Origin of the sequence: Mycolicibacter heraklionensis (genome assembly GCF_019645815.1) — a bacterium.
In the GTDB taxonomy this organism is placed as follows: Bacteria; Actinomycetota; Actinomycetes; order Mycobacteriales; family Mycobacteriaceae; genus Mycobacterium; species Mycobacterium heraklionense.
This window is the reverse complement of the sequence record NZ_CP080997.1, coordinates 4,621,920-4,647,079: the sequence shown is the minus strand read 5'-3', so window position 1 is coordinate 4,647,079 and position 25,160 is coordinate 4,621,920. Positions and strand designations below refer to the sequence as shown.

Sequence of the window (25,160 nt, the reverse complement as noted above, 5' to 3'; positions counted from 1 at the left end):
ACCGGCTAGGGCCGCCACCACGGCCGCAGCGGCAGGCCGGCCCCGTCGGAGCCGTTGACCGCCAGCGCATGATGAAGCTGAATCCCGTTGTGCTCGAAGCCCAACCGGGAGCCCGCCATGTACAAGCCCCACACCTTGGCGGTGGCCAGCCCGACCTCGGCGACGGCGTCGTCCCAGTGCGCCACCAGGTTGGCGCACCAATCGCGCAGGGTCAGCTCGTAGTGGTTGCGCAGGTTCTCGGTGTGCAGCACCTCCAGGCCGGCGTCCTGGATCTCGCTGATGATGCGGCCTGAGCCAGCCAGCTCCCCGTCGGGAAACACATAGCGATCGATGAAATCGCCTGCGGTCGCACCGGATTTGTTGTCCGCCCGGGTGATGCAGTGGTTGAGCAGCAGGCCGCCGGGACGCAGCCTGGACTTGAGGAAACCGAAATAGGCGGGGTAGTTGGCCACGCCGATGTGCTCCGTCATCCCGATCGAGGAGACCGCGTCGAAGCCGGATTCGCCGACGTCGCGGTAATCGCAGTGCCTTACTTCGGCCAGGCCGGCCAACCCCTCGGAGGCGATCGCGCGCTGCGCCCACCGGGCCTGCTCGGCCGACAGCGTCGCACCGATGGCGCGCACCCCGTGCCGCGCCGCGTAGCGCACCATGCCGCCCCAGCCGCAGCCGACGTCGAGCAGCAGGTCGCCGGGGCACAACCGCAGCTTGTCGAAGATCAGCCGGTACTTGTTCTCCTGGGCCTGCTCCAGCGTCGCATCCGGGTCCGGGTAGACCGCGCAGGTGTAGGTCATCGACGGGCCCAAGACCCATTCGTAGAAGTCGTTGGACACGTCGTAGTGGTGATGAATCGCCTCGGCATCCCGAGACTTGCTGTGCCGTAACCCTTCCGCGATGCGTCGCCACCGGGGGAGTGCCTCTTGGGGCGGCGGGGCGATCGGCACCAGGTGCTCGATTCCGATCGAGCGCACGATGTTGGCCAGCACTCGCGGCGAGGGCCGTTTGAAGTGCAGCTCGTCGGCCAGCGCCTTGAGCAGCAGGTAGGGATCCCCGGGGTGTACGCCATGCACCCCCAGGTCCCCGGCGATGTAGGCGCGGGCCATACCCAGGTCGCCCGGAGCGGTGGCCAGATAGGTGGTGCCGCGCGGGGTCAACAGGTCCAGGCCCAGGGGCGCGTCGTCGGGGCCGGTGCTGCTGCCGTCATAGGCGGTGAAGCGCAGCGGCAGGTGCCCGTCGGTGGCCAGGGTCTCCAGCACCTGGGCCAGGCTCAATCGGCCGGTCGGAGTGCGGACCTGCTCGCTGTCGATCGTCATCGTCGTCGCACCGCCTTGGCGTAGAGATCCAGTAGTCGCGAGTCGGGGTCGTAGGTCTTCTTGATCGCTCGGTAGGTTTCACCGCCGTAGAGCTCGTCAAACTCCGCGGCGGTGTAGTAGGAGTCGGAGTACAGCGACTTGTGGCCGTCGAGCTCGCTCACCTTGGCCTCGATCAGGCGATTGGTGGCGCCCTCGGTGGCGCCGGCCGGGACCGACGACCAGAACCCCACGTTGACGTAGGTGCGGTTGGGCCGGATCGGGTACAGCGGCCACTCCTCATCGCTGCGCAGCCGCAGCGGGCACAACCACACCGGCTCGATCGGCACGTGGGCGAAGAACCAGTCCAGAAATTCCCGGCAGCGCTCCAGGGGGACCTCGATGTCCTGCACCACCCGCTCACGTGGCGGGCGGTGGTGTCGCTTCTCGATCCGGTCGGCGATGGCGAACCGCTGGTCGTAGGCGATCAGCTTCGAGTAGACGCTGCTGCGCCGGTAGCGTCGCGGCCACCAGCGTCGCACCAGGGGACGCTGCGCCCCGAACGCGCGCGAGCACCAGAACCAGTCGGTGTCCCAGCGCCACAGGTAGTCGTGGATGGTCAGCCGGTCGTCTTTGATCCCGTGCGCGTGCCGGATCGAGCGGTAGTAGATCTGCTGGCCGGTGTAGTCGCTGACGGCGCCGGGGGAGTCGGTCGCGATGCCGACGCACAGGTAGCTCTCCCGGGGGCTGAACACCACCCCGTCGAGGTAGTCCACCGGAACGCCTTCGAGCCCGCCGGTGTCGATGATGCGGTCCATCGTCGAAACCAGCTCGTCCAGGGAGTCGAAGCGGATGTGCCGCAACGCGACGAACGGTTTGACGGCTTCCAGCTCGATCCGGAGTCGTGTCGAATATCCCAGCGTGCCATAAGAATTCGGAAAAGCATGGAACAGGTCCGCATGTTGGTGTCGCGACACGGTCAGCAGTTCGCCCGCGCCGGTAAGCACGTCCATCTCCAGCACCGACTCATGGGGAAGCCCATTGCGGAACGACGCCGACTCGATTCCCAAGCCGCTGACCGCGCCGCCCACCGTGATCGTCTTGAGCTGCGGGACCACCAACGGTGCCAAACCGTAGGGGAGGGTGGCGGCGACCAGGTCCTCGTAGGTGCACATGCCGTCGACGTCGGCGGTGCGGTTCTCCGGGTCGACGGCGAGGACGCTGACCAGGCCCGAGGTGTCCAGACCGGGTGCCTGGCGCTTCGCGCGCGCCCGAAACAGGTTGGAGGTGGGCTTGGCCAGCCGGACCGATTCGTCGGCGGGGATGTTCCGGTAGCTGTCCAGCAGTCGCTGCACCCCCCGCGCGTGGGATGTCGGTGTATCGGCCGGCCGAACGGACATCACCTCCCACGCTAACGGGGGATCGGCGGATCTGCACGCAACGGCGTGGCGGTTCAGGGCAGTTGCGTTTGACTGCTCAGGAAGCTGGCGATGCCGCGTGCGACCGCGTCGGCGTAGCGCTGCCGGCCCGCTGGGCTCTCCATCAGGGCTGCATCGGTGGTGTTTTTCATGTTGCCCAGCTCGACCAGGACCGACGGATATTCGGCCAGGTTCAGCCCGGCGAGGTCGGCGCGTCCCTTCAAGCCGTCGGTGCCGATGTAATTGGCTGGGGGAATGCCGGCGGCCTGCAATTGGCTGCGCATGATCTGGGCGAACCGTACCGCGGGGCCCTCCTGGGCCGGGTTGAGCGGCGGTGCCGAGTAGTTGACGTGGAATCCGCGGCCGGCGGGCTGGCCGCCGTCGGCATGGATGGACACGATGGCGTTGGGGTGCAGCGCATTGGCCGCCGCGGCGCGGGCGTCGACGCACGGCGCCGGCCCGTTGTCGTCACCGCGCGACATCGCGGTGCGGACCCCGGCGGAGTTGAGGGCCTGGCGGATCCGCAGCGTGGTGTCCCAGGCGAAGCTGTGCTCGGGATAGCCGGAGTTGGTCGCGGTGCCGCTGGTCTGGCAGTTCTTGGTGCCGCCCCGGCCGTTGGGCACCTGACGTGACAGGGCAGCCGGGTCACCCGCGCCGCTGTGGCCGGGGTCGAGGAACACGATCATGCCGGCGATATTGGCCGGACCGGCCCAGGCCAAGGGAGCCAGCGGGGCGCTCGGCACCGCGGCGGCCACCACCAGGCCGATGGTGATCGCGATACCGACACGGACAAGAACTGGTACGCGCACACCGCCAACGTAGGCCGAGGCCGACTACGCTGGGATTCTCACACGCACCGGGTCTCGGAGCTGAAACCAAGCCGCAACCCAGTCGAGACCACGCACACGACAACGCACACGACAACGCAAGGGGAGTGTCATGCAACCAGGAGGCCCGCCCGACATGTCGGCGCTGCTGGCCCAGGCGCAGCAGATGCAGCAGCGACTGCTGCAGGCACAGCAGGAGCTGGCCGTCACCGAGGTGCACGGGGAGGCCGGCGGAGGCCTGGTCAAGGTCACCTCCAACGGCAGCGGCGAGGTGCTCGCGGTGCACATCGACCCGAAGGTCGTCGACCCGCAGGACATCGAGACACTGCAGGACCTGCTCGTGGGAGCGCTCGCGGACGCCTCGAAGAAGGCGCACACGCTGGCCCAGCAGCGGCTCTCGCCGCTGGCCGGCGGCATGGGCGGCGCGCTCGGCATGCCGGGAGCCTAGGTGTTTGAGGGTCCGGTTCAGGACCTGATCGACGAGCTGGGCAAGCTGCCGGGCATCGGCCCCAAGAGCGCCCAGCGGATCGCGTTTCACCTGCTGTCGGTGGAGCCGCCGGAGATCGACCGGCTCACCGCGGTGCTCACCAAGGTCCGCGACGGAGTGCAGTTCTGTGAGGTGTGCGGCAACGTCGCCGACGCGCAGCGTTGCCGGATCTGCGGGGATCCGCGGCGTGACTTCGCCCAGATCTGCGTCGTCGAGGAGCCCAAGGACGTCGCCGCCATCGAGCGCACCCGGGAGTTCCGCGGCCGCTACCACGTGCTCGGCGGCGCGCTGGATCCCTTGTCGGGAATCGGTCCCGAGCAGCTGCGGGTGCGTGAGCTGCTGAACCGGGTCGGGGAGCGGATTGACGGCGTCGACGTCAGTGAGGTGATCATCGCCACCGACCCCAACACCGAGGGTGAGGCCACCGCTACGTACCTGGTGCGGGTGCTGCGCGACATCCCCGGTCTCTCGGTGACCCGCCTGGCGTCCGGCCTGCCGATGGGCGGTGACCTGGAATTCGCTGACGAGCTGACCTTGGGCCGGGCTTTCACCGGCCGCCGCGCCATGGCCTGATTCCTTTACCGCGAGATCGCACTCACGCAGGAACCTTCTCGAACTTTCCCTGCGTGGATGCGATCTCGCGGCGTTAGGCCGGCTGCAGGACGTCGGAGATCGGCACACCCGCGGCGATGCCGGCGCGGGCCGTCCGGACCTTCTCCGGGATGCCTGCGCCCACCACCGCGACCAATGCCCCGTCGCGCTCGTAGTAGGCCAGGAATCGGCGGCCGTCATCGTCGACCAGGTGCACGGTGTCGCCGGCTCTCGGCCGGCCCAGGCACTGGATCTTGACGTCGTACTGGTCGCTCCAGAAGTAGGGCACGGCCGGACTGACCACCGCTTCGGAGTTCAGCATCGCCGCCACCAGGGTCTTCGCCTGGTCGGCGACGTTGCTCCAGTGCTCGACGCGGACCTGCGCCCCGGTCGCGTCCCGCCAGGACGCCACGTCGCCGATCGCCCAGACGTCCGGGGCGCTGGTGCGTCCGACCGCGTCGCAGACCACGCCATCAGCCACGTCGACGTCGCTGCCGGCCAGCCAGTCGGTGGCCGGGCGCGACCCGATGCCTACCACCACCAGGTCGGCCTCGATGACCGACCCGTCGGCCAGCGTCACCGCCTCGACGCATTCACCGCCGGAGACGGAATCCACCGCCACACCGGTACGCACATCGACACCCTCATCCCGGTGCAGCCGGGCGATCAACGCCCCGGCCTGCTCGCCCAGCACGGACGCCAGCGGGGTGGGTTGCGGCTCCACCAGCACCACCTGCACTCCCAGGCCGCGCAGGCTGGCCGCGACCTCGCACCCGATGAAACCCGCGCCGATCACCACGGCCCGGCGCGCGTTCGCGGCCCGGCGCTGCAGCGCCACGCAGTCGTCGAGCGAGCGCAGCACGCAGATGCCATCCAGGTCGCCGAACGCCGGGATGCGGTTGGGCACCAAGCCGGTGGCGATCACCAGCTGGTCGTAGCCCAGGACCTCCCCGTCGGCCAGTGTCACGGTGTGGGCCGCCACGTCGACGGCGCGGGCCGGGCAGCCGAGCCGCAACTCGATGCCGTTGTCCTCGTAGAACCCCGCCGGCTTCAAAGCAACGCTGTCGACCTCGCCGCGCAGCATCTGCTTGGACAGCGGCGGACGGTCATAGGGCGGGTGCTCTTCGGCGCCGACGACGGTGATCGGGTCCGTGTAGCCGTTGCGGCGAAGCTGTTCGGCGGTGCGTACCGCCGCCAGGCCCGCCCCGACGATGACCACCCCGTTCACGACCGGGCCACTTCCACCATCTCGAAGTCGGCCTTCGCCGCACCGCAGTCCGGGCAGCTCCAGTCCTCGGGGATGTCGGCCCAGCGGGTGCCGGGGTCGATGCCGTCCTCCGGCCAGCCCAGCGCCTCGTCGTACTCGAAGCCGCACTGCAGGCACCGGAACAGTTTGTAGTCGTTCATGAGCTCTCTCCTATCGGTTCGAAATCCAGCTTTTCGCGTACTGCGCAGTCCGGGCAGGTCCAGTCGTCCGGGATCTGCTGCCATCCGGTGCCGGCGGGGAACCCCTCTCGGGGCTCCCCGGCGGCCTCGTCGTAGACGTACCCGCAGCCCGGGCACCCGTACCCGGCCATCAGGCCGCTACCTGGTAGCGGGCCAGGATCTTCTCCCGGCGGCGCGGCGAGATGTTGGCCCGGGTGATGTCACCGGCGTAGTGCTCGAGCACCCGGTGGTCCATCAGCTTGCGCCACACCGGCGGGAAGTAGGTCACCCCAATGAGCGCTCCATATCCGGCCGGCAGGTTCGGCGAATCCTCGAAGCTGCGCAGCGTCTGGTAGCGCCGGGTGGGGTTGGCGTGGTGGTCGCTGTGCCGCTGCAGGTGGTAGAGGAACAGGTTGGTGACCATGTGGTCGGAGTTCCAGCTGTGCTGCGGCGTGCAGCGCTCGTAGCGGCCTTGCGAACCCTCACCGCCCTGCTTCTGGCGCACCAGCCCGTAGTGCTCCAGGTAGTTCACCGACTCCAGCAGCGACGACCCGTAGATGGCGTTGATCAGCACGTAGGGCACCAGTGCGACACCGAACACCGCGAGCATCACGCCCCAGAACAGCACCGACATCGCCAGCGCGTTGATCACGTCGTTGTCCGCCCAGGTCCGCGGGTTCCACGGGCTCTTGCCGGTCCGGCGGACCCGCTGGGCCTCCAATTCCCATGCCGAGCGGATGCCGCCGAAAGTGCTGCGGGGCAGAAACTCCCAGAACGTCTCACCGAAGCGGGCCGACGCGGGGTCTTCCGGGGTGGCCACCCGGACGTGGTGGCCGCGGTTGTGCTCGACATAGAAGTGGCCGTAGCAGACCTGGGCCAGGGTGATCTTGGCCAGCCACCGCTCCAGCGACTCCCGCTTGTGCCCCAGCTCGTGGGCGGTGTTGATACCGACCCCGGCCACGGTGGCCGTCGTCATCGCCACCCCGATCTTGCCCAGCCAGCCCAGTGACCCGTCGAAGCCGAGCCAGCCCAGGTCCGAGGCGGTGAACAGGTAGGCGCCGAAGATGGCGCTGGCGTACTGGAAGGGGATGTAGGCGTAGGTGGCGTAGCGGTAGTACTTGTCGTTCTCCAGCGCCGTCATCACCTCGTCCGGCGGGTTCTGCCCGTCGGCGCCGATCCACAGGTCCAGCGCCGGCAGGATGAGGTAGAGCAGGATCGGCCCGATGTACAGCGGGATTTGCGCCGTCGTGTGCAGGCCGGCCTTGTTCAGCGCCCAGACCAGCGGCAGCACCAGGAAGAGCATGGTGGGCACGATCAGGCCCAACAGCCACAGGTGACGTTTCTTGTCCTGCCAGACCTTCGGTTCGCTGGCCATTTCGGTGCTCATTGCATTTCAACCTCTCGCCTTGGTCACACCATGTTTTTCGGATGTGCCTGACGTTAGGTAGCGCGGCAGCCTCGTCGCTCGTCTCGCGCGGCCGGAATTCGGCCGGCTATTCGTCTTCGGAAGACAACACGGCGGCGCCGTACCACTGGCACAGCAGCAGGGCGATCTCAACGTCCAGGCGGTCCTCGGCGATCGGCCGACCGCGCCGCTCGATCGCCCGCTGCACCCGGTACTTCATGGTGTTGACATGGAAATGCAGTTGCTCGCCGGCCGCCTTGAAGCTGGACCCGGTGCGCAGGAACACCCGCAGGGTGTCGCGCAGCCGGCCGTCGCTCTCGGTGTCGCAGGCCAGCGGGCCGAGCACCTCGGCGACCCAGGCCCGTGCGGCGGCCAGGTTGTCGCCGCCGAGCAGTGCCGCGGCGCCAAGACCGGGATCGCCGGCCGCGCTGACCCGGTTCATGGTCGCGCCGGAGGCGACCGCCAGGGTGTGCGCCGCCAAGGCCTGCTGGTGCGAGCGGCGGAAACCCTCGACACCGGGAAGCGGGGCACCGATCGCCACCCAGGGCTCGCCGTCCGCGGCGAGCGCGCACGCGCGGATCTGTTCCACCACGTCGCCTCCGCCGGTCGAGGGCAGCGGAAGCCACGCCCACCCGCATGCGCTGTCGGCCGGGACGAACAGCGGCGGACCGTGCACCGCCAGCGTGTCGGCGAGCTGTTTGATGAAACCCTCCGCGGCGGCCAGCTTGTCGCCGCCGGCTTTCGGATACCACACGACCACTGCGACGTGGGTGCGCCGCAGCGGGTAGCGGATCGCCGTCGTCATCGCGTCGACGTCGCTGCTCTCGCCGGCGAGGATCTCGCGGACCCGCAACGCGCGCACCGCATTTCGACTCTCCAGCCAGCGCTCCCGCTCGGCCTGGTAGACGGCGACCACCTGCTGCGACATCTCGTCGATATAGCCGAACATCAGCGTCGACATCGCGCCCAGCACACTCAGGCTCAGGTCCGGCTCCAGCTCGGCGGCCCGGACCTCCTCGAGTACCAGCCGCAGCGCCTCCGAGTGGCCCAGCCGGTAGCCGCGCACCAACGCGTTCACCGGCACCCCGCGCTGGGCCAGCCGGCGGGCGTGCTCCAGCGCAACCGGTGGGGCCGCGATGTCGGCCACCGGGATGTTGTGCCGGATCGCCGAAAAGTACGCGTCGACGTTCGCCGACACCGTCTCGTGCAGCAGATGCAGCAGTGACGAATCGGTGGTCAGGTCCGGCGACTCCTTGGCGACCAGGTCTTCGATGACTCCGATGGTCTCGGCCAGGCGATCGTAGAGGCGCTGGGAGATTTCAATCGCGGCCTCGGCGACCGCGCTCTGATCGGTCATGGTCCGACCGTAGTCAGACCCGCCGGGGTGCAGCCAGCCGTTCGGCGCGCAGCACGTCCACTTCCGGCAGCTCCAGGGGCGCCAGGTCGCCGACCACCTTCGACAACAGCAGATCCGCCAGTTCCGGGTTGCGGGCCAGGCACGGCCCGTGCAGGTAGGTGGCGACGACGCTGCCCTGCACCGCGCCGTCGTAGCCGTCGCCGGCCCTGTTGCCGGCGCCCTTGGTCACCTTCGACAGCGGTGTGGCCGATGGTCCCAGCACGGTGCCGCCGCGATGGTTCTCGAAGCCGGTCAACGGCTGCGTCAGCCCGGCCAGCAGCGGCGTGCCTACCACCTCGCCGATGGTGCGCACGTCCTGCGGGGAGGTGGTCACGTCCAGCATCCCGACTCCGTCGACCCGCTCGCCGGCCGAGGTCTCATACCAGTGCCCGAGCACCTGGATGGCCGCGCAGATCGCCAGCACGGGCGCGCCCCGCGCCGCCGCGCGCTGCAAGCCCGGGTGGGTGATCAGATGCCGGGTGGCCAGTCGCTGTGCGTAATCCTCGGCGCCGCCCAGGGTGTAGAGGTCCAAGGACTCGGGCACCGGTTCGGCCAGGGTGATCTCGACGATCTCGGCGGGAATCCCGCGCAGCAGCAGCCGCTGCCGCAGCACCACCGCATTGCCGCCGTCCCCGTACGTGCCCATCACGTCCGGCAGCACCAGCCCGATCCGCACCGGATCAGCCCTGTTCATGAGGGTCCCAACCTCCGCTGCAATTGCAGGAAGGCGGTGTAGTTGGCGACCACCTCGACCGGCCCGGGTGGGCAGGACGCGATCGCCGCGAGGGTGTCGTGCACCAGGGTGTGCCGCACACCGGCGTAGCCCAGCCGCACTGCCAGGTCGGTTCCGCGCTCGCCGGCCGCCACCACCGGCACCTCTTCGAAGTGCTCGAAACGCACGTCCCACAGCCAGGACAAGTCCTCACCGTCGGGCACCTGGCCGTTGACGGCGATCACCACCCCGGCGGCGTGCTTGTCGACCATCGACAGGGCTTCCTGCCAGCCGGCCGGGTTCTTGGCCAGCAGCATCCGCACTGTGTGATCGCCGACCTGCACGCTGCGGTAGCGGCCGGCCACCTCGTCGACCGCCGAGACCGCGGCTACCGCTTTGACCGGATCGGCGCCCAGGGCGACGGCGGCCGCGACGGCCTGGGCGGCGTTGCCGCGGTTGACGGTGCCGGGCAGGGCCAGCCGCATCGGCAGCACCAGCCCGTCCGGCCCGTAGAGCGAGTCGTCGTCGAACCACCACTGCGGCGTGGGCCGGCTGAAGTCACTTCCGGTGGAACGCCAGTGGCCATCGTGGCGGTCGATCACCTCGCCGGTACGCGGGCAACTGACCGAGTCGCCCGACCAGCCGGCGCGCGCGGCGACCCAGACCACGTTGGGACAGTCGTAGGCGGCCGAGGTCATCAGCACGTCGTCGCAGTTGGCGACCACCACCGTCTGCGGATGACGGGCGAGGCCGGTGCGCAGCGCGCGCTCCACGGCATTGATCTCGCCGACCCGGTCCAGCTGATCGCGGGACAGGTTGAGCAGCACCACCACGGCCGGCGATACCGCATCGGCGACGTGCGGGACATGCATCTCGTCGACCTCGAGGGCCGCCAGTGGCGCGGTCCGGTCGGCGGCCAGCGCCGCCACCAGCCCGGCGTCCATGTTGGCGCCCTCGGAATTGGTGGCCACCGCGCCCAGGTCGCTCAGCGCGGCGGCGAGCATGCGGGTGGTGGTCGACTTGCCGTTGGTGCCGGTGACGATGGCGGTGCGCCGCCCCGCGCCGAGCTGACGCAGGATCGATCGGTCCAGGGTCATCGCGATCAGACCGCCGATCATGGCGCCGGCACCGCGGCCGGTCACCCGCGACGCCCACCGGGCACTCGCACCGGCGGCCAGCGCCAGGCGTCCGCGGGCGGTGATCATGGCGTGAGTTTAAGTTGACGACACGGCTGGGCTTCGTCCGGCGTTCGTCACCCCTGCGTGCCATCCTCATCACATGAGTGCTCGGTGGGGCCGCCCGGCCCGCGAAACCGGCGACGGTTGGGTCGTGGTCGACGTCGAGACGTCGGGATTTCGGCCCGGGCAGGCGCGGGTGCTCAGCGTCGCCGCGCTGGCTCTCGATGCCGACGGCCGGGTAGAGCAGGCGGTGTCGCACCTGGTCAACCCGGGCACCGACCCGGGGCCCACCCACGTGCACGGGCTGACCGCCGAGATGCTGGCCGGCCAGCCGCAGTTCGCCGATGTCGTCGACGAGGTCGTCGCACTGCTGCCGGGCCGCACCCTGGTGGCCCACAACGTGGCCTTCGACTACACGTTCCTGGCGGCCGAAGCGGAGATGGCCGGCGCCGTGCTGCCCGTCGACTCGGTGATGTGCACCCTGGAGCTTGCTCGGCGGCTGGACCTGGGCCTGCCCAACCTTCGGCTGCAGACCCTGGCCGCACACTGGGGCGTCGTCCAGACGCGGGCGCACGACGCGCTCGACGACGCCCGGGTGCTGGCCGGGGTGCTGGAGCCCGCCCTGCAACGCGCCCGGGAGCGTGACGTGTGGCTGCCGGTCCGGCCGGTGACCCGGCGCCGCTGGCCCAACGGCCGGATCACCCATGAGGAACTACGGCCGCTGAAGGCGCTGGCGTCGCGGATGCCGTGCGCGTACCTCAACCCGGGCCGCTACGTGCGGGGACGTCCGCTGGTGCAGGGCATGCGGGTGGCGTTGTCGGCGGAGTGCACCCGCACCCATGAGGAACTCGTCGAACGCATCCTGCACGCCGGGCTGGCCTACAGCGATGTCGTCGACGCCCACACGTCGCTGGTGATCTGCAACGAAGACCGCCCCGAGCAGGGCAAGGGCTACCTGGCGCGCGAGCTGGGCGTGCCGACGGTCTCCGATCGCGACTTCATGGCGTGCGTCGGCCGGGTGGTTGACGGCACCGGCATCGAGGAGTTCGTCAACGCCGGGTCGGCCGGCGAGCAGATCTCGTTGTTTTAGTCCCTGGTGGCCGACGGCGAGTGTCCCAATTTGGGACATCGGCAGATGAACGGATAACGCCATGCTGTTAACCGTGATGAAACATTTGCGGTCATCGGCCGTCCCGCGATGACCACCGCTGTACGTGAAGACCGGGCAACCGCCGACGTGACCCCGCTGCGGGGCCGGGCCCGTCGAGGCGCGTCGACCCCGGCTCGCCGGCGGTATTCCTCGATGCCGGACGAGGTCATGGAGAACGGTCCCAGCCTGGCCGGCCAACTTGTCGGGCTCGCCGCCCGACTGAGCATCTGGCCCATCTTGGCGATCGGCAGTCAGCTGCCGAAGGCGCCATGGCCGTGGGGCCTGGTGGACCACGCTGCCCGGGTCGTCCCCTCCGCCCCGGGCAGCGTTCACCACACGGTCCGGTTGTCGCGCTGTACGGCACGGCTGGTCCGCGCCGCCGGCGTGCTGCCGGCGGACGGCACCGGGCGCGTCGTGCTGTACCTGCACGGCGGCGCTTTCATGACGTGCGGAGTCAACACCCACCACCGGCTGATCACCACACTGTCGAAGTACGCGGACAGCCCCGCTTTGGCGGTCAACTACCGGAAGATCCCCAAGCACTCGGTAGGCGCCGCGGTCGACGACTGCTATGAGGGCTACCAGTGGTTGCGCAGCCAGGGTTACGCGCCGGACCAGATCGTGTTGGCCGGTGACTCCGCCGGCGGCTACCTGGCTCTGGCGCTGGCCCAACGGCTCCTCGATGAGGCGGAACAACCCGCGGCCCTGGTCTGCATGTCGCCGCTGGCGCAGATCGCCAAGGCGTCCCGGCGTGCGCACCCCAACATCGGGACCGATGTGATGTTCCCGGCCAGGGCCTTCGACGCGCTGGTCGACCTGGTCACCCACGCCGCCAGACGGCGCAGCGTGGACGGCACACCGGAGGAGATCTTCGAACCGCTTGACCACATCGAATCCGGGTTGTGCCCGACCCTGATCCACGTGTCCGGCTCCGAGGCCATGTTGCAGGACGCCAAGCTCGTTGCGGACAGCTTGGCCGGGGTGGGCGTTCCGGTCCAGCTGCGCGTGTGGCCGGGCCAGATGCACGTGTTCCAGATCGCCGGCTCGATGGTGCCGGAGGCCACCCGCTCGTTGCGCCAGATCGGCCAGTACATCCGTGAAGTGACCGATTGGATGGCGGTCCCGGACGGGATCGACGACTACGTGGTGATCCCGTAGGTCTTCAGCTTCCGGTACAGGCTCGACCGCGACATGCCCAGTTGCGCGGCGGCAGCGGCCCGGTTGTCGCCTGCCTGTCGTAGGGCCGCGACGATCGCGTCTCGTTCGATGACTTCGAGCTGAGTCAAGGCGCGGCGGGCGACACTCTGGCAGTACCCGGGCAGGTCGGTGTCGGCGATCTCACCGATCTGGCGTTGGCGAAGGGCATGCACCAGGGCTTCCCGTAGCTGAGCGATGTTGCCGGGCCAGGAATGTCGGCCGACGAGCCGGTGCGCCGCCGGACTGAGCCGCACCTTGCGTTCCGGTGCGATCCCGCGCAGCAGGGCGGCGGTGATGCCCGGCAGATCATCGGTGCGGTATCGCAGCGGCGGCACGGTGATCGCGGCATGAAAGTGGCCCAGTAGCGCATCGAACGCCGGCGTCGAGCCGGACGGTTCCTGCGACACCGTCGCGACCATCCATCCGGGTGAGTCGAGCGATTCGACCGCAGCGAAATAGGCGTTCAGCGCTTCGACGCCGGCCGCGTCTGCCCGGTCGATGTCCCGCGCGATGTGCAACGTGGGCCCGCCCGGATCGTCCGGCAGCGGGCCGGCGATGCCTTGCGTCGCAAGCTGTTCGGCGTCGACCGTGACGCTGCGCGCGCCCGGATAGACCGACTGAAAAAGCTGCGTCGCCAGGGTGAACTTACCCACCCCGGGCTCGCCAACCAGCAGCACCGGAGTTTGGTTCTCCAGCGCCGCCCGTAGCTCGTCGCAGGCTCGCACCCACGCCGGAGAGCGACCGCCGGCCAGCGATTCGTGTGAGCCGAACAACGTGGTCAGTCCGAGCGGAAGCACGCCGGGCTCGGCGGATGCCCCTACCGATCCGGCGCGCCGAGACGTCGCCGGTTCGGCGATCACCAGCATGCCGGCGATCTCCGTGCCCGCGAAGACACGGGTCCCGCGTATGCGCACCAGGCGTTGGCTGCCCGGCAGCACGAGGGTGTCGCTGGCGCGTTCTCTGCGGGCCAGCAGGAAAGTCGCGTGGTCGCGGAGCACCTGTTGTTCGCCGGCATCGAACATCTGCTGGGCGGCTGGGCTGGCGATCAGCAGCGCGGCGCCGAAGGCGAAGACCGCCGCCCGGGCCGACCGGGCCGTCACCCGTAAGTAGGCGTCGAAGACGGCCTGCTGGGTCTGGCTGCGGTCGAGCAGCAGGTTGCGGCTGATCTCTCTCGCGGCGTTCTTGACCAGAATGTGCATGACGGGATTCCACGCCTGGGTCAACGTGGCGATTGCCACGACGCCCTCGACGCGTCCGGTGACGGGGTCGAGGATCGGGGCGCCGCTGGCGGCGAAGCCCTCCAGGCTTTCGCTGTAATGCTCCGGGCCGACGATGCTGACGGCTTGGCCTGACTCGAAGACAGTCCCGGCGCCGTTGGTGCCCACGGCCGCCTCCGAGAAGTCGAATCCCGGCGCGTACTGGACTCGGTCGAACAGGTGCGTGGCCGTCGACGAGGAGTCGATCCGGTGGACGACCCGCACCCTGCGGTCGGTCAGGCCGACGGCCAGGGGCAGGTTGGCGGCGGAGGTGTCGTTGCCCAGCTGGTCCAGCACTGGTCGCGCGCAGCGCGCCAACAGCGAATCGGTGTCGATCTCATCGGTGAACGTGCTGATCGGGCGGACGACATCCACACCGGCATCCCGGCTGCGCTCCCACGAAGCGACAACCAGGTCGGAGACGCCCGCGACGCTCGGCCTGCCGAACTCCAGGAATGCCATCCGTTCGGCGGCAGCCCTCAGCAGCGGGTTGTCATCCCCGGACATCGCGTCACTCGCGTCATACCTGCCCCCCCGTAGTCGCGTCAGCCGAGCCGGGCCGCCCGGTTCACCGCGGAGACCACCGCCCGCAGCGACGCGGTGGTGATCGACGGCGCGATCCCGACGCCCCAGACGACCGTGTCACCGATCTGCGCTTCCACGTACGCCGCGGCCTGGGCTTCTTCACCGGCGCTCATCGCGTGCTCGGAGTAGTCCAGCACGTGCACCTGCACACCGACCTGGCTCAGTGCGTCGACGAACGCGGCCAGCGGGCCGTTGCCGGCCCCGGTGATCTCGGTCTCCACACCGTCGACCTTGACCACTGCCTCGATACGGTCGGTGCCGTCGTCGGTCTCGGCGGCGAGCAGCTTCTGGTGCATCCGCTCCAGCGGACGGATCGGGTTCAGGTACTCGTCGGCGAAGGCGTCCCACATCTCCTTCGGCGTGACCTCGCCGCCCTCCCCGTCGGTCAGTTGCTGGATCACTCGCGAGAACTCGATCTGCAGCCGGCGCGGCAGCACCAGGCCGTGGTCGGTCTTCATCACATAGGCCACGCCGCCCTTGCCGGACTGCGAGTTGACCCGGATCACCGCCTCGTAGGTGCGCCCCACGTCGCGGGGGTCGATCGGCAGGTACGGCACCTGCCAGAGCATGTCGTCGACGTCGGAGTCGGCCGCGTCCGCGTCGATCTTCATCTGGTCCAGGCCCTTGTTGATGGCGTCCTGGTGACTGCCGGAGAACGCTGTGTAGACCAGGTCGCCGCCGTAGGGGTGACGCTCGGGCACGTTCAGCTGGTTGCAGTACTCGACGGTGCGGCGGATCTCGTCGATGTTGGAGAAGTCGATCTGCGGGTCCACGCCGCGTGAGAACAGGTTCAGGCCCAGCGTCACCAGGCAGACGTTGCCGGTGCGTTCGCCGTTGCCGAACAGGCAGCCCTCGATCCGGTCGGCGCCGGCCTGATAGCCGAGCTCCGCGGCGGCGACCGCGGTGCCGCGATCGTTGTGCGGGTGCAGGCTCAGGATCACCGAGTCGCGGCGCTTCAGGTTGCGGCTCATCCACTCGATCGAGTCGGCGTAGACGTTCGGGGTGGCCATCTCCACGGTGGCCGGCAGGTTGAAGATGATCGGGTTGTCCGGCGTCGGCGCTATGACGTCGCCGACGGCGTCGCAGACCGCCTTGGCGTACTCCAGTTCGGTTCCGGTGTAGGACTCCGGCGAGTACTCGTAGCGCCACCGGGTGCCCGGGTACTTGGCCTGCTCTTCCAGGCACTTGCGCGCCCCGGCCACCGCGATGGCCTGCACCGCTGCCTGGTCGGCGCGGAACACCACCCGGCGCTGCAGCACCGACGTGGAGTTGTAGAAGTGCACGATCACGTTCTTGGCGCCCGCGCAGGCCTCGAAGGTGCGCTCGATCAGCTCGTCACGGCACTGGGTCAGCACCTGCAGGGTGACGTCGTCGGGCACGGCGCCGTCGGTGATGATCTCGCGGACGAAGTCGAAGTCGGTCTGGCTGGCCGACGGGAAGCCGACCTCGATCTCCTTGTAGCCCATAGAAACCAGCAGGTCGAACATCCGGCGTTTGCGGGCCGGGCTCATCGGGTCGATCAGCGCCTGGTTGCCGTCGCGCAGGTCGACCGCACACCACAGCGGGGCGCGCTCGATGACGCGGTCCGGCCAGGTGCGGTCGGGCAGCGTGATGGATTCGACCTCGTCGGCGAAGCTGCGGTAACGGTTGACCGGCATGGCCGAGCCGCGCTGGGGGTTCCAGGCGGGCTGTCCGGGGCCTCGCGGCCCGGCGGGTTTGGTGATGCTGCGGCCCGACGTGAAGGCGTCAGGGCTGGAAAAGGTGGTCACGATGTTCGCTCCGGCTTGTCAGGGCTTGTCCAGGGGACTCAGACCGGCGCATCGACGAAACCCGCGACGGGAGGCCGGTCTTGGTCAGACCCCGTCGCGGCGTCCGAGCAGGAGCGCGCGCAGCACGTCGGCCAGTGTAGCGCCTACCGGCCGGGCGCCAAACTCTCGGGCAAACGGTCGCGATGCTCGGGCGGACCACCGGCCGTTCCACTGAGGGGAACCAGGTGTTGACCCGCCGGGAGAGCGGTCGATAAAAACGTCCTAGCTCTCAGGGAAAACCCAGAGAAACATTAGGGGGAAGCATGCGTACCACTCAACACCGTATAGCCCCAGCGCTGGGTGCGGCCGCCGGTGCGCTGCTGACTGCCGGATTCCTGTCGGTCGGTGTGGCAGGGGCTGACGAGATCTATTTCGTGCCGAACCCGTACACCTCGCGTCCCTCCGAAGTGGCGGGCAACACCCCATACTCCCCGACGGTGGTCACCGGCACCGAAGAGTGGAACCCGTACATCGTCGACACGCAGCGGATCGATTACGACACCGTCCTGAGCGGCCTGGACACCCACACAGCCTCCGCATTCTTCACCAACGACATCCTCGCGATCGATGGCGGCGTGACCATCGACCTGATGAACTTCGGTGGCGGTTGGGAGAACGAATGGCTGGAGACTCCGCTGACCGGCATTGGCGGAGCGGATCTGCTCATCTCCCCGTTCGGCGATTTTCAGCTGTGGGGTCCGGCCGACGTTTTCAACACCTAGGCAGCTGAGCTGTGCCCGGTATCCCGGGCTGCTGTTCCTCGACCCGGGAAACGCGTGCCATCGCGTTTTCCGGTATCCCGTTAGCTTGTACCGGGGTGGCCAGTATCGTCACCTGGTACGCCAGCACGGCCGCATCGTCGCCGAGTGGGCCCACGTATCCTGTTGTCTGCATTCCCAGACTCCGAAAGGACGACCGTGGCGCTCGTCGTGCAGAAATACGGCGGATCGTCGGTGGCCGACGCCGACCGGGTCCGCCGGGTCGCCGAGCGCATCGTCGAGACCAAAAGAGCTGGTAACGAGGTGGTGGTGGTCTGCTCGGCGATGGGCGACACCACCGATGACCTGCTGGATCTCGCGCAGCAGGTCTGTTCTGCTCCGCCGGCCCGCGAACTGGACATGTTGCTGACCGCCGGGGAGCGGATCTCCAATGCCCTGGTCGCGATGGCCGTCGAGGAGCTGGGCTGCAATGCCCGCTCGTTCACCGGGTCGCAGGCCGGCGTCATCACCACCGGTGCGCACGGCAAGGCCAAGATCATCGACGTCACCCCGGGCCGGCTGCAGGCCGCGCTCGGCGAAGACCAGGTGGTGCTGGTCGCCGGTTTCCAGGGCGTCAGCCAGGACACCAAGGACGTCACCACCTTGGGCCGTGGCGGCTCGGACACCACCGCGGTTGCGCTGGCCGCGGCGCTGAAAGCCGACGTCTGCGAGATCTACACCGACGTCGACGGCATCTTCAGTGCCGACCCGCGCATCGTGCCCAACGCCAAGCGGCTGGACACCGTCACCTTCGAGGAGATGCTCGAGCTGGCCGCCTGCGGCGCCAAGGTCCTCATGCTGCGCTGCGTGGAGTACGCCCGCCGCTACCACCTGCCCATCCACGTCCGGTCCTCCTACTCGGACAAGCCCGGCACCATCGTTTCTGGATCGATCAAGGACATCCCCATGGAAGACGCCATCCTGACCGGAGTCGCGCACGACCGCAGCGAAGCCAAGGTGACCGTGGTCGGTATTCCCGACCTGCCCGGCTACGCGGCCAAGATCTTCCGCGCCGTGGCCGACGCCGATATCAACATCGACATGGTGTTGCAGAACGTGTCGAAGGTCGAGGACGGCAAGACCGACATCACCTTCACCTGCCCGCGTGACAACGGACCGGCCGCGGTGGCCAAGCTGGAGTCGCTCAAGAGCGAGATCGGTTTCACCGAGGTGCTCTACGACGCCAAGGTGGGCAAGGTGTCGCTGATCGGCGCCGGAATGCGCAGCCACCCGGGCGTGACGGCCACCTTCTGCGAGACGCTGGCCGACAACGGGGTCAACATCGACCTGATCTCCACCTCCGAGATCCGGATCTCGGTGCTGTGCGCCGAAGACGATCTGGACAAGGCCGTCGTTTCGCTGCACGAGGCGTTCGGCCTCGGCAGCGACGAGGCGGCCACGGTCTACGGCGGGACGGGACGCTGACATGGTTGCCATCGGTGTAGTCGGTGCGACCGGTCAGGTCGGCCAGGTGATGCGGACTCTGTTGGAGGAACGCAACTTTCCCGCCGACGAGGTCCGGTTTTTCGCCTCGGCGCGCTCGGCGGGGCGCAAGTTGGCGTTCCGCGGTGCCGAGATCGAGGTCGAGGACGCCGAGACCGCTGACCCGTCCGGGCTGGACATCGCGGTGTTCTCGGCCGGGGCGACGATGTCGCGGGTGCAGGCGCCGCGGTTCGCCGCCGCCGGGGTCACCGTGATCGACAACTCGTCAGCGTGGCGCAAGGACCCGGACATTCCGCTGGTGGTCTCCGAGGTGAACTTCGATCGCGACGTGCGCGGAAAGAAGTTGGCCAAGGGCATCATTGCCAACCCGAACTGCACCACCATGGCGGCGATGCCGGTGCTCAAGCCGCTGCACGACGAGGCCGGCCTCACCCGGCTGATCGTCTCGACCTACCAGGCGGTCTCGGGCAGCGGGCTGGCCGGCGTGCAGGAGCTGGCCACCCAGATCCGTGCCGTCGCCGACGGCGCCGAGCAACTGGTGCACGACGGTGGCGCGGTGGACTTCCCGGCACCGGACAAGTACGTCGCGCCCATCGCGTTCAACGTGATCGCGCTGGCCGGCTCGCTGGTCGACGACGGTTCGGGCGAGACGGATGAAGACCAGAAGCTGCGGTTCGAGAGCCGCAAGATCCTCGGTATCCCAGAGCTTTTGGTGAGCGGCACCTGCGTTCGGGTGCCGGTGTTCACCGGGCACTCGCTGTCGATCAACGCCGAGTTCGCCCGGCCGCTGTCTCCGCACCGGGCCGCCGAGCTGCTGGCCGACGCCCCCGGTGTGACGCTGACCGACGTGCCGACCCCGCTGGCTGCCGCCGGCGCCGACGACTCGCTGGTGGGCCGGATCCGGGTTGACCCGGGTGCTCCCGACGGGCGTGGCCTGGCGCTGTTCGTCTCCGGGGACAACCTGCGTAAAGGCGCGGCGCTCAACACGATTCAGATCGCCGAGCTGCTGGCTGCATCTTCCGGGTCCTGACGCGGCCCTGCCAAGGCGCCGAACGTGCACTCAGCCCGAAAGTTTCCACGATTTTTCGGGCTGAATACACGCTCGGCGGGGTGCATGGCCATGGTGGCGTTGATGACCGGCCCGTGGGTCGCGCATGCCGAGCCGCCCGCGCCCATCCCACGTCCGGTGCTGTGGCCGCTGGCCGAAGGCCAAGTGGTTCGGATCGGCCCCAACGCCGGAACGGGAACGCCCACCGGCGATTACGGTATCGGCGCCACCGACCTGTGTGAGTTCATGGAGTTCCCCACCGCGGTACTGCAGATCTGCGGGGACAGCTTCGCCGGCCAGGGCGTCGGGTACGGCGGCTGGTATTCGCCGATCGCGCTGCGCGCCGACCCCGATTCGGTCGACGACTCCGAGGGGGTGCGCTACACCGGGGTGCTCGGGGTGGACAAACCGTTGCTGGCCGACCCGGCGCCGCCCGGTTGCACGCAGCTGCCGGCCGGGATCGTCTCGATCAACCGGACCAACTATCTGATGGTGACCACCGCCAAGATGCTGGTGCCGCAAAGCTCACGGTTGGTGAAAGCCGATCCGGCGCAACCGGGTTGGCAGACGGTGCCGGGATCGGTGCGGCCCGCCTCCTACCAGGATCACGGTCAGTCCCAGATCAGCGGCTACTACGACCCGGTTCCGACGCCGGACTCGGCCACCGGCTGGGTGTACATCGTGGCCAACAACTTTGACCGCAGCGCTTCGGTGACGCTGTACCGGGTCGCCCCGGCCAAGTTCACCGACCGGTCGGCCTGGCAGGGCTGGTCGGCCACCGCGGGTTGGGGACACGCGCCCACGCCGCTGTGGAACGACCAGATCGGTGAACTCAGCCTGCGCCAGATCGACGGCAAGCCGGTGCTGTCCTACTTCAACGGCACCACCGGCAACATGGAAGTGCGGGTGGCCTACGAACCGACCGGGTTGGGGACCGCGCCGGTGACCACGGTGGTGCAGCACGCCGAGTGGCCGGATCCGCCGGTGCCCGTCGAGACCCTGCCCTCGCCGTTCGACAACCGGCTGGCCCAGCCCTACGGCGGCTACATCTCACCGGGATCGACGCTGGACGAGCTGCGGGTGTTCGTCAGCCAATGGAACACCCAGCCGCGAGACCGCGCGCCCTATCGGGTGATCCAGTTCGCGGTGAACCCGTTCAAGCCCTGGTCGGTCAGCTGAACAGGTGCCACAGGTCGGCCCAGAAGTCCGTGGCATCGCCCGGGTTGAACGGGTTGCCCTCCGGGGAGTAGTCCTGGATGTAGTCGCCGATGGCGCTCGCGGTGTTGTTGCTGCTGCCGTCCCAGCCGGAGTAGGCGATGGCGTGCAGACCTTCGGCGGTGGCGGTGTTGTAGTGGCTGTCGTAGACACCCGCCACAACCGATGCGCCCGCACTGGCGACGGCGTAGTCGCCGGTCGCGGTGGCCACGTTGCCGTTGCCCCAGGCCGCCGCGGCGCTGGAGTGATCGCCCACCGCCGAGGCGTAGTTGAACCATCCGGTGTCCCCGACCACGGCCAGGCTGTGGTCGCCCTCGGCGGAGGCGTAGTTGAAGAAGCCGCTCATCGCGTTGGCGTCGGAGTAGGCGCCATAGGCGATCGCGAAGTTACCGAGGCTTGACGACGCGGACGCGGTGCCCAGGCTCACCAGGTCGACCCCGCTGATCGAAATGGCGAAGTTGCCGAAGCCGTCGGGAAGGGTCGGCAGCGATACCGCGGCCGCCGTGCCCACCGTGGCGGCGGCATCGCCGATGTCCGCCGCCGCCAGCGCCCCGGCGACCCCCAGTGCCCCCGCGCCGCCGTCAACCGGCGACGTCCCGGCGAAAGCGACCCCCGGCGTCGCCGCCAGAGCAGCACCGATGCCCAACCCGGCCGCCAACACGCTAAGGCTGCCCACACGTTTCAGATTCCCCATTGTCGTGCCTTCCCCTGCTGCTCCCAGCCCTGGTGGCTGGTGATAGGACCGATGCTAGGAGCGGGAGGCGGTGTGGGGATACAGGGTTTTCCCTGGACTTTCTGACGTTATTTCTAGGGTGGCCGGGACGCGCGGGCTCATAGCTCCTGCATAGCCAAGACCTAGCGGTACCTGGTGTTGGCCCCGGCAAGATGCCTTACATGAGCGAAACACCTGACACCACAACCACCCCACCCGCACCGCCGGGTGAGCCCAAGCCCTACTGGCTCTATCGGCTCGCGGCCTGGGTCGCGATCGTCGCCGGAATCGTCTTCATCGTCTCGTCGATCTTCTTCGCCGGCGTCTGGGTCAGCCGCGGCGGCCCGGGCGGACACCACTGCCACGGACATCACGGGCATCACGGCCAGCACGCGATGTTCCACAAGGGCCACCACCGCGGACCGGGGCCGATGGGACCCGGCCCGGACCAGCGGGGACCCGGTGAGCTGCCGCCCTCGGTGAGCACCCAGTCCCCGCCGCCCCCACCCGGCCGGTAACCCGGTCCGGCCACGAGCAACCGGCCGCCGCCCCTCCCGAAGGGCGGCGGCCGGCGTCGTTCTGGGGCATGATTGATCGGTATGAGCGAGCCGCCAGTCCCCACCCCACCGCCTCCTCCGCCACCACCGCCGAACCGGCTCTACCAAGCCGCGGCCTGGGTGGTGATCATCGCCGGAACCGTCTTCGTCGCCACCGTCATCTTCGGCACCGGTGCCTACCTCAGCGGCGGCGGCTGGTTCGGGCATCGTCACCACGGACCGTGCATGATGCATCACGGTCCCCCGATGGGCCCCGGGTTCGGGCCAGGCGGCCCCGGCTTCGGGCCCGCAGGTCCCGGTGCGGAACCGGAGTGGCCGGGTTTCCGGCCGGCCGGTCCCGGTAACGGTCCCGGTGGCCCCGGTGGTCCGCCCGCACCGCCACCGCCCCCGCCGTCGGCTCCGCCGCACCGCTGATCCTTCTCAGAGCTGCCGAGTGCGGCGGTTTGCTGCGCGACCTGTCATCTCAGGCGTAGGTAGCCGCACACTCGCCGGCGGTTTGAGTCAAACGCTTTGAGTCACAAGCTCTTGAGCACAAGAGGAGACAAGCAGATGACCGAGCACTACACCACGACCGATGCCGGCATCCCGGCGCCCAGCGACGGCGAATCGCTGACGATCGGCCCGGATGGCCCCATCCTGCTGCAGGACCACTATCTGATCGAGCAGATGGCGATGTTCAACCGGGAGCGCACCCCGGAACGTCAGCCGCACGCCAAGGGGGGTGGGGCATTCGGGCACTTCGAGGTCACCGCGGACGTCACCCGGTACACCAGGGCCGCGGTGTTTGCGCCGGGCGCCAAGACGCAGACACTGACGAGGTTCTCCACCGTCGCGGGTGAGCGGGGCAGCCCAGACACCTGGCGGGACCCGCGAGGTTTCGCGACGAAGTTCTACACCTCTGAGGGCAACTTCGACCTGGTGGGCAACAACACCCCGGTCTTCTTCATGCGTGACCCGCTGAAGTTCCAACACTTCATCCGCTCCCAGAAGCGTCGCGCGGCCAACAACCTGCGCGACCACAACATGCAGTGGGACTTCTGGAGCCTCACGCCGGAGTCGGCCCACCAGGTCACCTGGCTGATGGGGGATCGGGGTATTCCGAAGAACTGGCGCCACATGAACGGCTATTCCAGCCACACCTACAGCTGGATCAACGCCGCCGGTGAGATCTTCTGGGTGAAGTACCACTTCATCAGCGACCAGGGCGTGGATTTCCTCACGCAGGAGGAGGCCGACCGGTTGGCCGGTGTCGATGCCGACTATCACCAGCGGGACCTGTATGAGGCGATCGAGCGCGGTGAATACCCGAGTTGGACGCTGAAGATGCAGATCATGCCGTTCGAGGAGGCGAAGACCTACCGCTACAACCCGTTTGACCTCACCAAGGTATGGCCGCACGCCGACTACCCGCTGATCGACGTCGGCAAGCTGACCCTGGACCGCAATGTCAGCGACTATCACAGTGAGATCGAGCAGGCGGCGTTCCAGCCCAACAACATGGTGCCCGGCACCGGTTTGAGTCCGGACAAGATGCTGCTGGCTCGAGGTTTCTCGTATGCCGACGCGCACCGCGCCCGGATCGGGACCAACTACAGCCAATTGCCGGTCAACGCACCGAAAGTCGACGTGCACAGCTACTCCAAGGACGGCGCCATGCGGTTCGTCAACGCGACGGACCCGGTGTACGCGCCGAACTCGATGGGCGGCCCCAAGGCCGACCCGGCTCGTGCCGCGGAAGTGCGCTGGCACGCCGACGGAGACATGGTGCGTGCCGCTTACACGCTGCGCGAAGACGACGACGACTTCAGCCAGGCCCGCACCCTGGTCCGCGACGTCCTCGATGATGATGCACGGAAACGGTTGGCTTCCAATATTATTGGTCATGTGTCGGCCGGTGTCACCGAGCCGGTGCTGTCCCGAGTGTTCGAATACTGGCGCAACATCGACCCCGATCTGGGGCGCGCGGTGGAGGCCGGGGTGCGGGCCAACCTTGCCTGACGGCCGGCGGGCCGCCGCGACCCTGCTGGCGGGACTGGGACTGGCCGCTGCCGGCGCAGCGGTCGCCCCGGTCGCCGCAGCCGGGCCCTCCGAACCGGGCGTGGTCTCTTACGCGGTGCTGCCCAAGGGATCGGTCGGCAACATCGTCGGCGCACCGATGGGCTTCGAAGCGGTCTCCGGCGAGCCGTTCCAGGCCTTCTGGGTCGACGACCCGGCCTGCAACAACTGGGCCGACATCGGCCTGCCCGAGGTCTACAACGATCCGGATCTGGCGTCGTTCAACAGCGCCCTCACGCAGACCTCGGCCACCGATCAGGGGCACTTCGTCAAGCAGGCGGTGGGGGTGTTCGCCACCAATGAGGCTGCCGCCGCGGCCTTTCACCGGGTCGTCGACCGGACGGTCGGCTGCTCGGGCCGCACCACCGCGATGCACCTGGACAACGGAGCCACCCAGGTCTGGGCGTTCGGCGGCGGGCCGGCCACGGCAACGGACGCGGCCTGGACCAAGCAGGAGGCCGGCACCGACCGGCGCTGTTTCAACCAGACCCGACTGCGGGCGAACGTCTTGTTGCAGGCCAAGGTCTGTCAGTCCGGTAACGCCGGCCCGGCGGTGAACGTGCTGGCAGGCGCGATGCAGAACTCCCTGGGTCAGTAATCACCGGTTCTCTTGTCGCCCGTCTCCGGTAGCGTCGGGAAGATCAACGGGCG

25 protein-coding genes are annotated in these 25,160 nt (G+C 68.7%); 12 read left to right on the top strand and 13 right to left on the bottom strand.

Translation table 11 applies throughout. The annotated features are described in order from the left end of the window. Positions 1-5: 5 nt before the first annotated feature. From K3U94_RS21925 to K3U94_RS21915, 3 genes are read right to left on the bottom strand one after another with little or no spacing between them, the layout of a single operon-like run. On the bottom strand, positions 6-1,310 hold the full coding sequence (locus K3U94_RS21925; protein ID WP_220695015.1) for a class I SAM-dependent methyltransferase: 1,305 nt from the start codon (positions 1,308-1,310) through the stop codon (positions 6-8). Next, the gene (locus tag K3U94_RS21920) at positions 1,307-2,686 is read right to left on the bottom strand and encodes an FAD-binding oxidoreductase (protein WP_220695014.1); all 1,380 of its coding nucleotides are present in this window, start codon (positions 2,684-2,686) and stop codon (positions 1,307-1,309) included. The genes K3U94_RS21925 and K3U94_RS21920 overlap by 4 nt, the downstream gene beginning before the upstream one ends. Before the next feature lie 53 nt (positions 2,687-2,739). After that, positions 2,740-3,513, bottom strand: a complete 774-nt coding sequence (locus tag K3U94_RS21915; RefSeq protein ID WP_220695013.1) for an Rv3717 family N-acetylmuramoyl-L-alanine amidase — start codon at positions 3,511-3,513, stop codon at positions 2,740-2,742. 130 nt (positions 3,514-3,643) lie between these two features. Between K3U94_RS21915 and K3U94_RS21910 the strand changes: the two genes are divergently transcribed. Then, on the top strand, positions 3,644-3,979 hold the full coding sequence (locus tag K3U94_RS21910) for a YbaB/EbfC family nucleoid-associated protein (protein WP_220695012.1): 336 nt from the start codon (positions 3,644-3,646) through the stop codon (positions 3,977-3,979). Further along, positions 3,980-4,591, top strand: a complete 612-nt coding sequence (gene recR / locus K3U94_RS21905; protein ID WP_047319776.1) for a recombination mediator RecR — start codon at positions 3,980-3,982, stop codon at positions 4,589-4,591. 73 nt (positions 4,592-4,664) lie between these two features. Here recR and K3U94_RS21900 read toward each other — a convergent pair whose 3' ends face one another. From K3U94_RS21900 to K3U94_RS21870, 7 genes are all read right to left on the bottom strand, one after another. Next, entirely contained in the window at positions 4,665-5,837 is a 1,173-nt protein-coding gene (locus K3U94_RS21900; RefSeq protein ID WP_220695011.1) for an NAD(P)/FAD-dependent oxidoreductase, read from the bottom strand. Further along, entirely contained in the window at positions 5,834-6,016 is a 183-nt protein-coding gene (locus K3U94_RS21895) for a rubredoxin (RefSeq protein ID WP_047319777.1), read from the bottom strand. Before K3U94_RS21895 ends, K3U94_RS21900 begins: the two co-directional genes overlap by 4 nt. Beyond that, positions 6,013-6,186, bottom strand: a complete 174-nt coding sequence (locus tag K3U94_RS21890) for a rubredoxin (protein WP_047319778.1) — start codon at positions 6,184-6,186, stop codon at positions 6,013-6,015. The genes K3U94_RS21895 and K3U94_RS21890 overlap by 4 nt, the downstream gene beginning before the upstream one ends. Beyond that, positions 6,186-7,421, bottom strand: a complete 1,236-nt coding sequence (locus tag K3U94_RS21885) for an alkane 1-monooxygenase (RefSeq protein WP_047319779.1) — start codon at positions 7,419-7,421, stop codon at positions 6,186-6,188. Before K3U94_RS21885 ends, K3U94_RS21890 begins: the two co-directional genes overlap by 1 nt. Positions 7,422-7,527: 106 nt before the next feature. After that, on the bottom strand, positions 7,528-8,796 hold the full coding sequence (locus tag K3U94_RS21880) for a PucR family transcriptional regulator (protein ID WP_220695010.1): 1,269 nt from the start codon (positions 8,794-8,796) through the stop codon (positions 7,528-7,530). A gap of 13 nt (positions 8,797-8,809) precedes the next feature. After that, entirely contained in the window at positions 8,810-9,529 is a 720-nt protein-coding gene (locus K3U94_RS21875; RefSeq protein WP_047319781.1) for a type 1 glutamine amidotransferase, read from the bottom strand. After that, positions 9,526-10,752, bottom strand: a complete 1,227-nt coding sequence (locus tag K3U94_RS21870) for a Mur ligase family protein (protein WP_220695009.1) — start codon at positions 10,750-10,752, stop codon at positions 9,526-9,528. The genes K3U94_RS21875 and K3U94_RS21870 overlap by 4 nt, the downstream gene beginning before the upstream one ends. Before the next feature lie 73 nt (positions 10,753-10,825). Here K3U94_RS21870 and K3U94_RS21865 point away from each other — a divergent pair, with 73 nt between their 5' ends. Both K3U94_RS21865 and K3U94_RS21860 read left to right on the top strand, forming a co-directional pair. Beyond that, entirely contained in the window at positions 10,826-11,815 is a 990-nt protein-coding gene (locus tag K3U94_RS21865) for a DEDDh family exonuclease (protein ID WP_220695008.1), read from the top strand. Between the two features lie 108 nt (positions 11,816-11,923). Beyond that, positions 11,924-13,033, top strand: coding sequence for an alpha/beta hydrolase fold domain-containing protein (locus K3U94_RS21860; protein WP_082134115.1), 1,110 nt, complete (start codon positions 11,924-11,926; stop codon positions 13,031-13,033). Here K3U94_RS21860 and K3U94_RS21855 read toward each other — a convergent pair. Beyond that, positions 13,015-14,835 carry a sigma-54-dependent Fis family transcriptional regulator gene (locus tag K3U94_RS21855; protein ID WP_220695007.1) on the bottom strand — a complete coding sequence of 607 codons (1,821 nt, stop codon included), beginning with the start codon at positions 14,833-14,835 and terminating at the stop codon, positions 13,015-13,017. The genes K3U94_RS21860 and K3U94_RS21855 overlap by 19 nt on opposite strands. Positions 14,836-14,873: 38 nt before the next feature. Next, positions 14,874-16,682, bottom strand: a complete 1,809-nt coding sequence (gene leuA / locus K3U94_RS21850) for a 2-isopropylmalate synthase (RefSeq protein WP_220695006.1) — start codon at positions 16,680-16,682, stop codon at positions 14,874-14,876. 302 nt (positions 16,683-16,984) lie between these two features. On the opposite strand from leuA, the gene K3U94_RS21845 reads away from it, so the two are divergent. The 4 genes from K3U94_RS21845 (at position 16,985) to K3U94_RS21830 (ending at position 21,149) form a co-directional block, all read left to right on the top strand. Further along, positions 16,985-17,443 carry a hypothetical protein gene (locus K3U94_RS21845; protein WP_220695005.1) on the top strand — a complete coding sequence of 153 codons (459 nt, stop codon included), beginning with the start codon at positions 16,985-16,987 and terminating at the stop codon, positions 17,441-17,443. A gap of 195 nt (positions 17,444-17,638) precedes the next feature. Next, entirely contained in the window at positions 17,639-18,904 is a 1,266-nt protein-coding gene (locus tag K3U94_RS21840) for an aspartate kinase (RefSeq protein ID WP_220695004.1), read from the top strand. A 1-nt stretch (position 18,905) separates the two neighbouring features. Next, a complete protein-coding gene (locus K3U94_RS21835; RefSeq protein WP_220695003.1) occupies positions 18,906-19,952 on the top strand; it encodes an aspartate-semialdehyde dehydrogenase in 1,047 nt (348 codons plus the stop codon). A gap of 84 nt (positions 19,953-20,036) precedes the next feature. Next, positions 20,037-21,149 carry a DUF4185 domain-containing protein gene (locus tag K3U94_RS21830; RefSeq protein ID WP_220695002.1) on the top strand — a complete coding sequence of 371 codons (1,113 nt, stop codon included), beginning with the start codon at positions 20,037-20,039 and terminating at the stop codon, positions 21,147-21,149. Here K3U94_RS21830 and K3U94_RS21825 read toward each other — a convergent pair. Then, positions 21,142-21,861: a hypothetical protein gene (locus K3U94_RS21825; RefSeq protein WP_220695001.1), complete on the bottom strand. Its 720-nt coding sequence runs from the start codon at positions 21,859-21,861 to the stop codon at positions 21,142-21,144. The two genes, K3U94_RS21830 and K3U94_RS21825, sit on opposite strands and share 8 nt — an antisense overlap. Before the next feature lie 218 nt (positions 21,862-22,079). Between K3U94_RS21825 and K3U94_RS23825 the strand changes: the two genes are divergently transcribed. The 4 genes from K3U94_RS23825 (at position 22,080) to K3U94_RS21805 (ending at position 25,107) form a co-directional block, all read left to right on the top strand. Next, on the top strand, positions 22,080-22,415 hold the full coding sequence (locus K3U94_RS23825; RefSeq protein WP_047319791.1) for a hypothetical protein: 336 nt from the start codon (positions 22,080-22,082) through the stop codon (positions 22,413-22,415). 81 nt (positions 22,416-22,496) lie between these two features. Further along, entirely contained in the window at positions 22,497-22,868 is a 372-nt protein-coding gene (locus K3U94_RS21815) for a hypothetical protein (RefSeq protein WP_047319792.1), read from the top strand. Positions 22,869-23,003: 135 nt separating this feature from the next. Beyond that, the gene (locus tag K3U94_RS21810) at positions 23,004-24,452 is read left to right on the top strand and encodes a catalase (protein ID WP_220695000.1); all 1,449 of its coding nucleotides are present in this window, start codon (positions 23,004-23,006) and stop codon (positions 24,450-24,452) included. Between the two features lie 22 nt (positions 24,453-24,474). Then, complete coding sequence (locus K3U94_RS21805) at positions 24,475-25,107, top strand: sensor domain-containing protein (RefSeq protein WP_434084938.1); 633 nt, start codon at positions 24,475-24,477, stop codon at positions 25,105-25,107. The last annotated feature ends 53 nt before the right edge of the window (positions 25,108-25,160 follow it).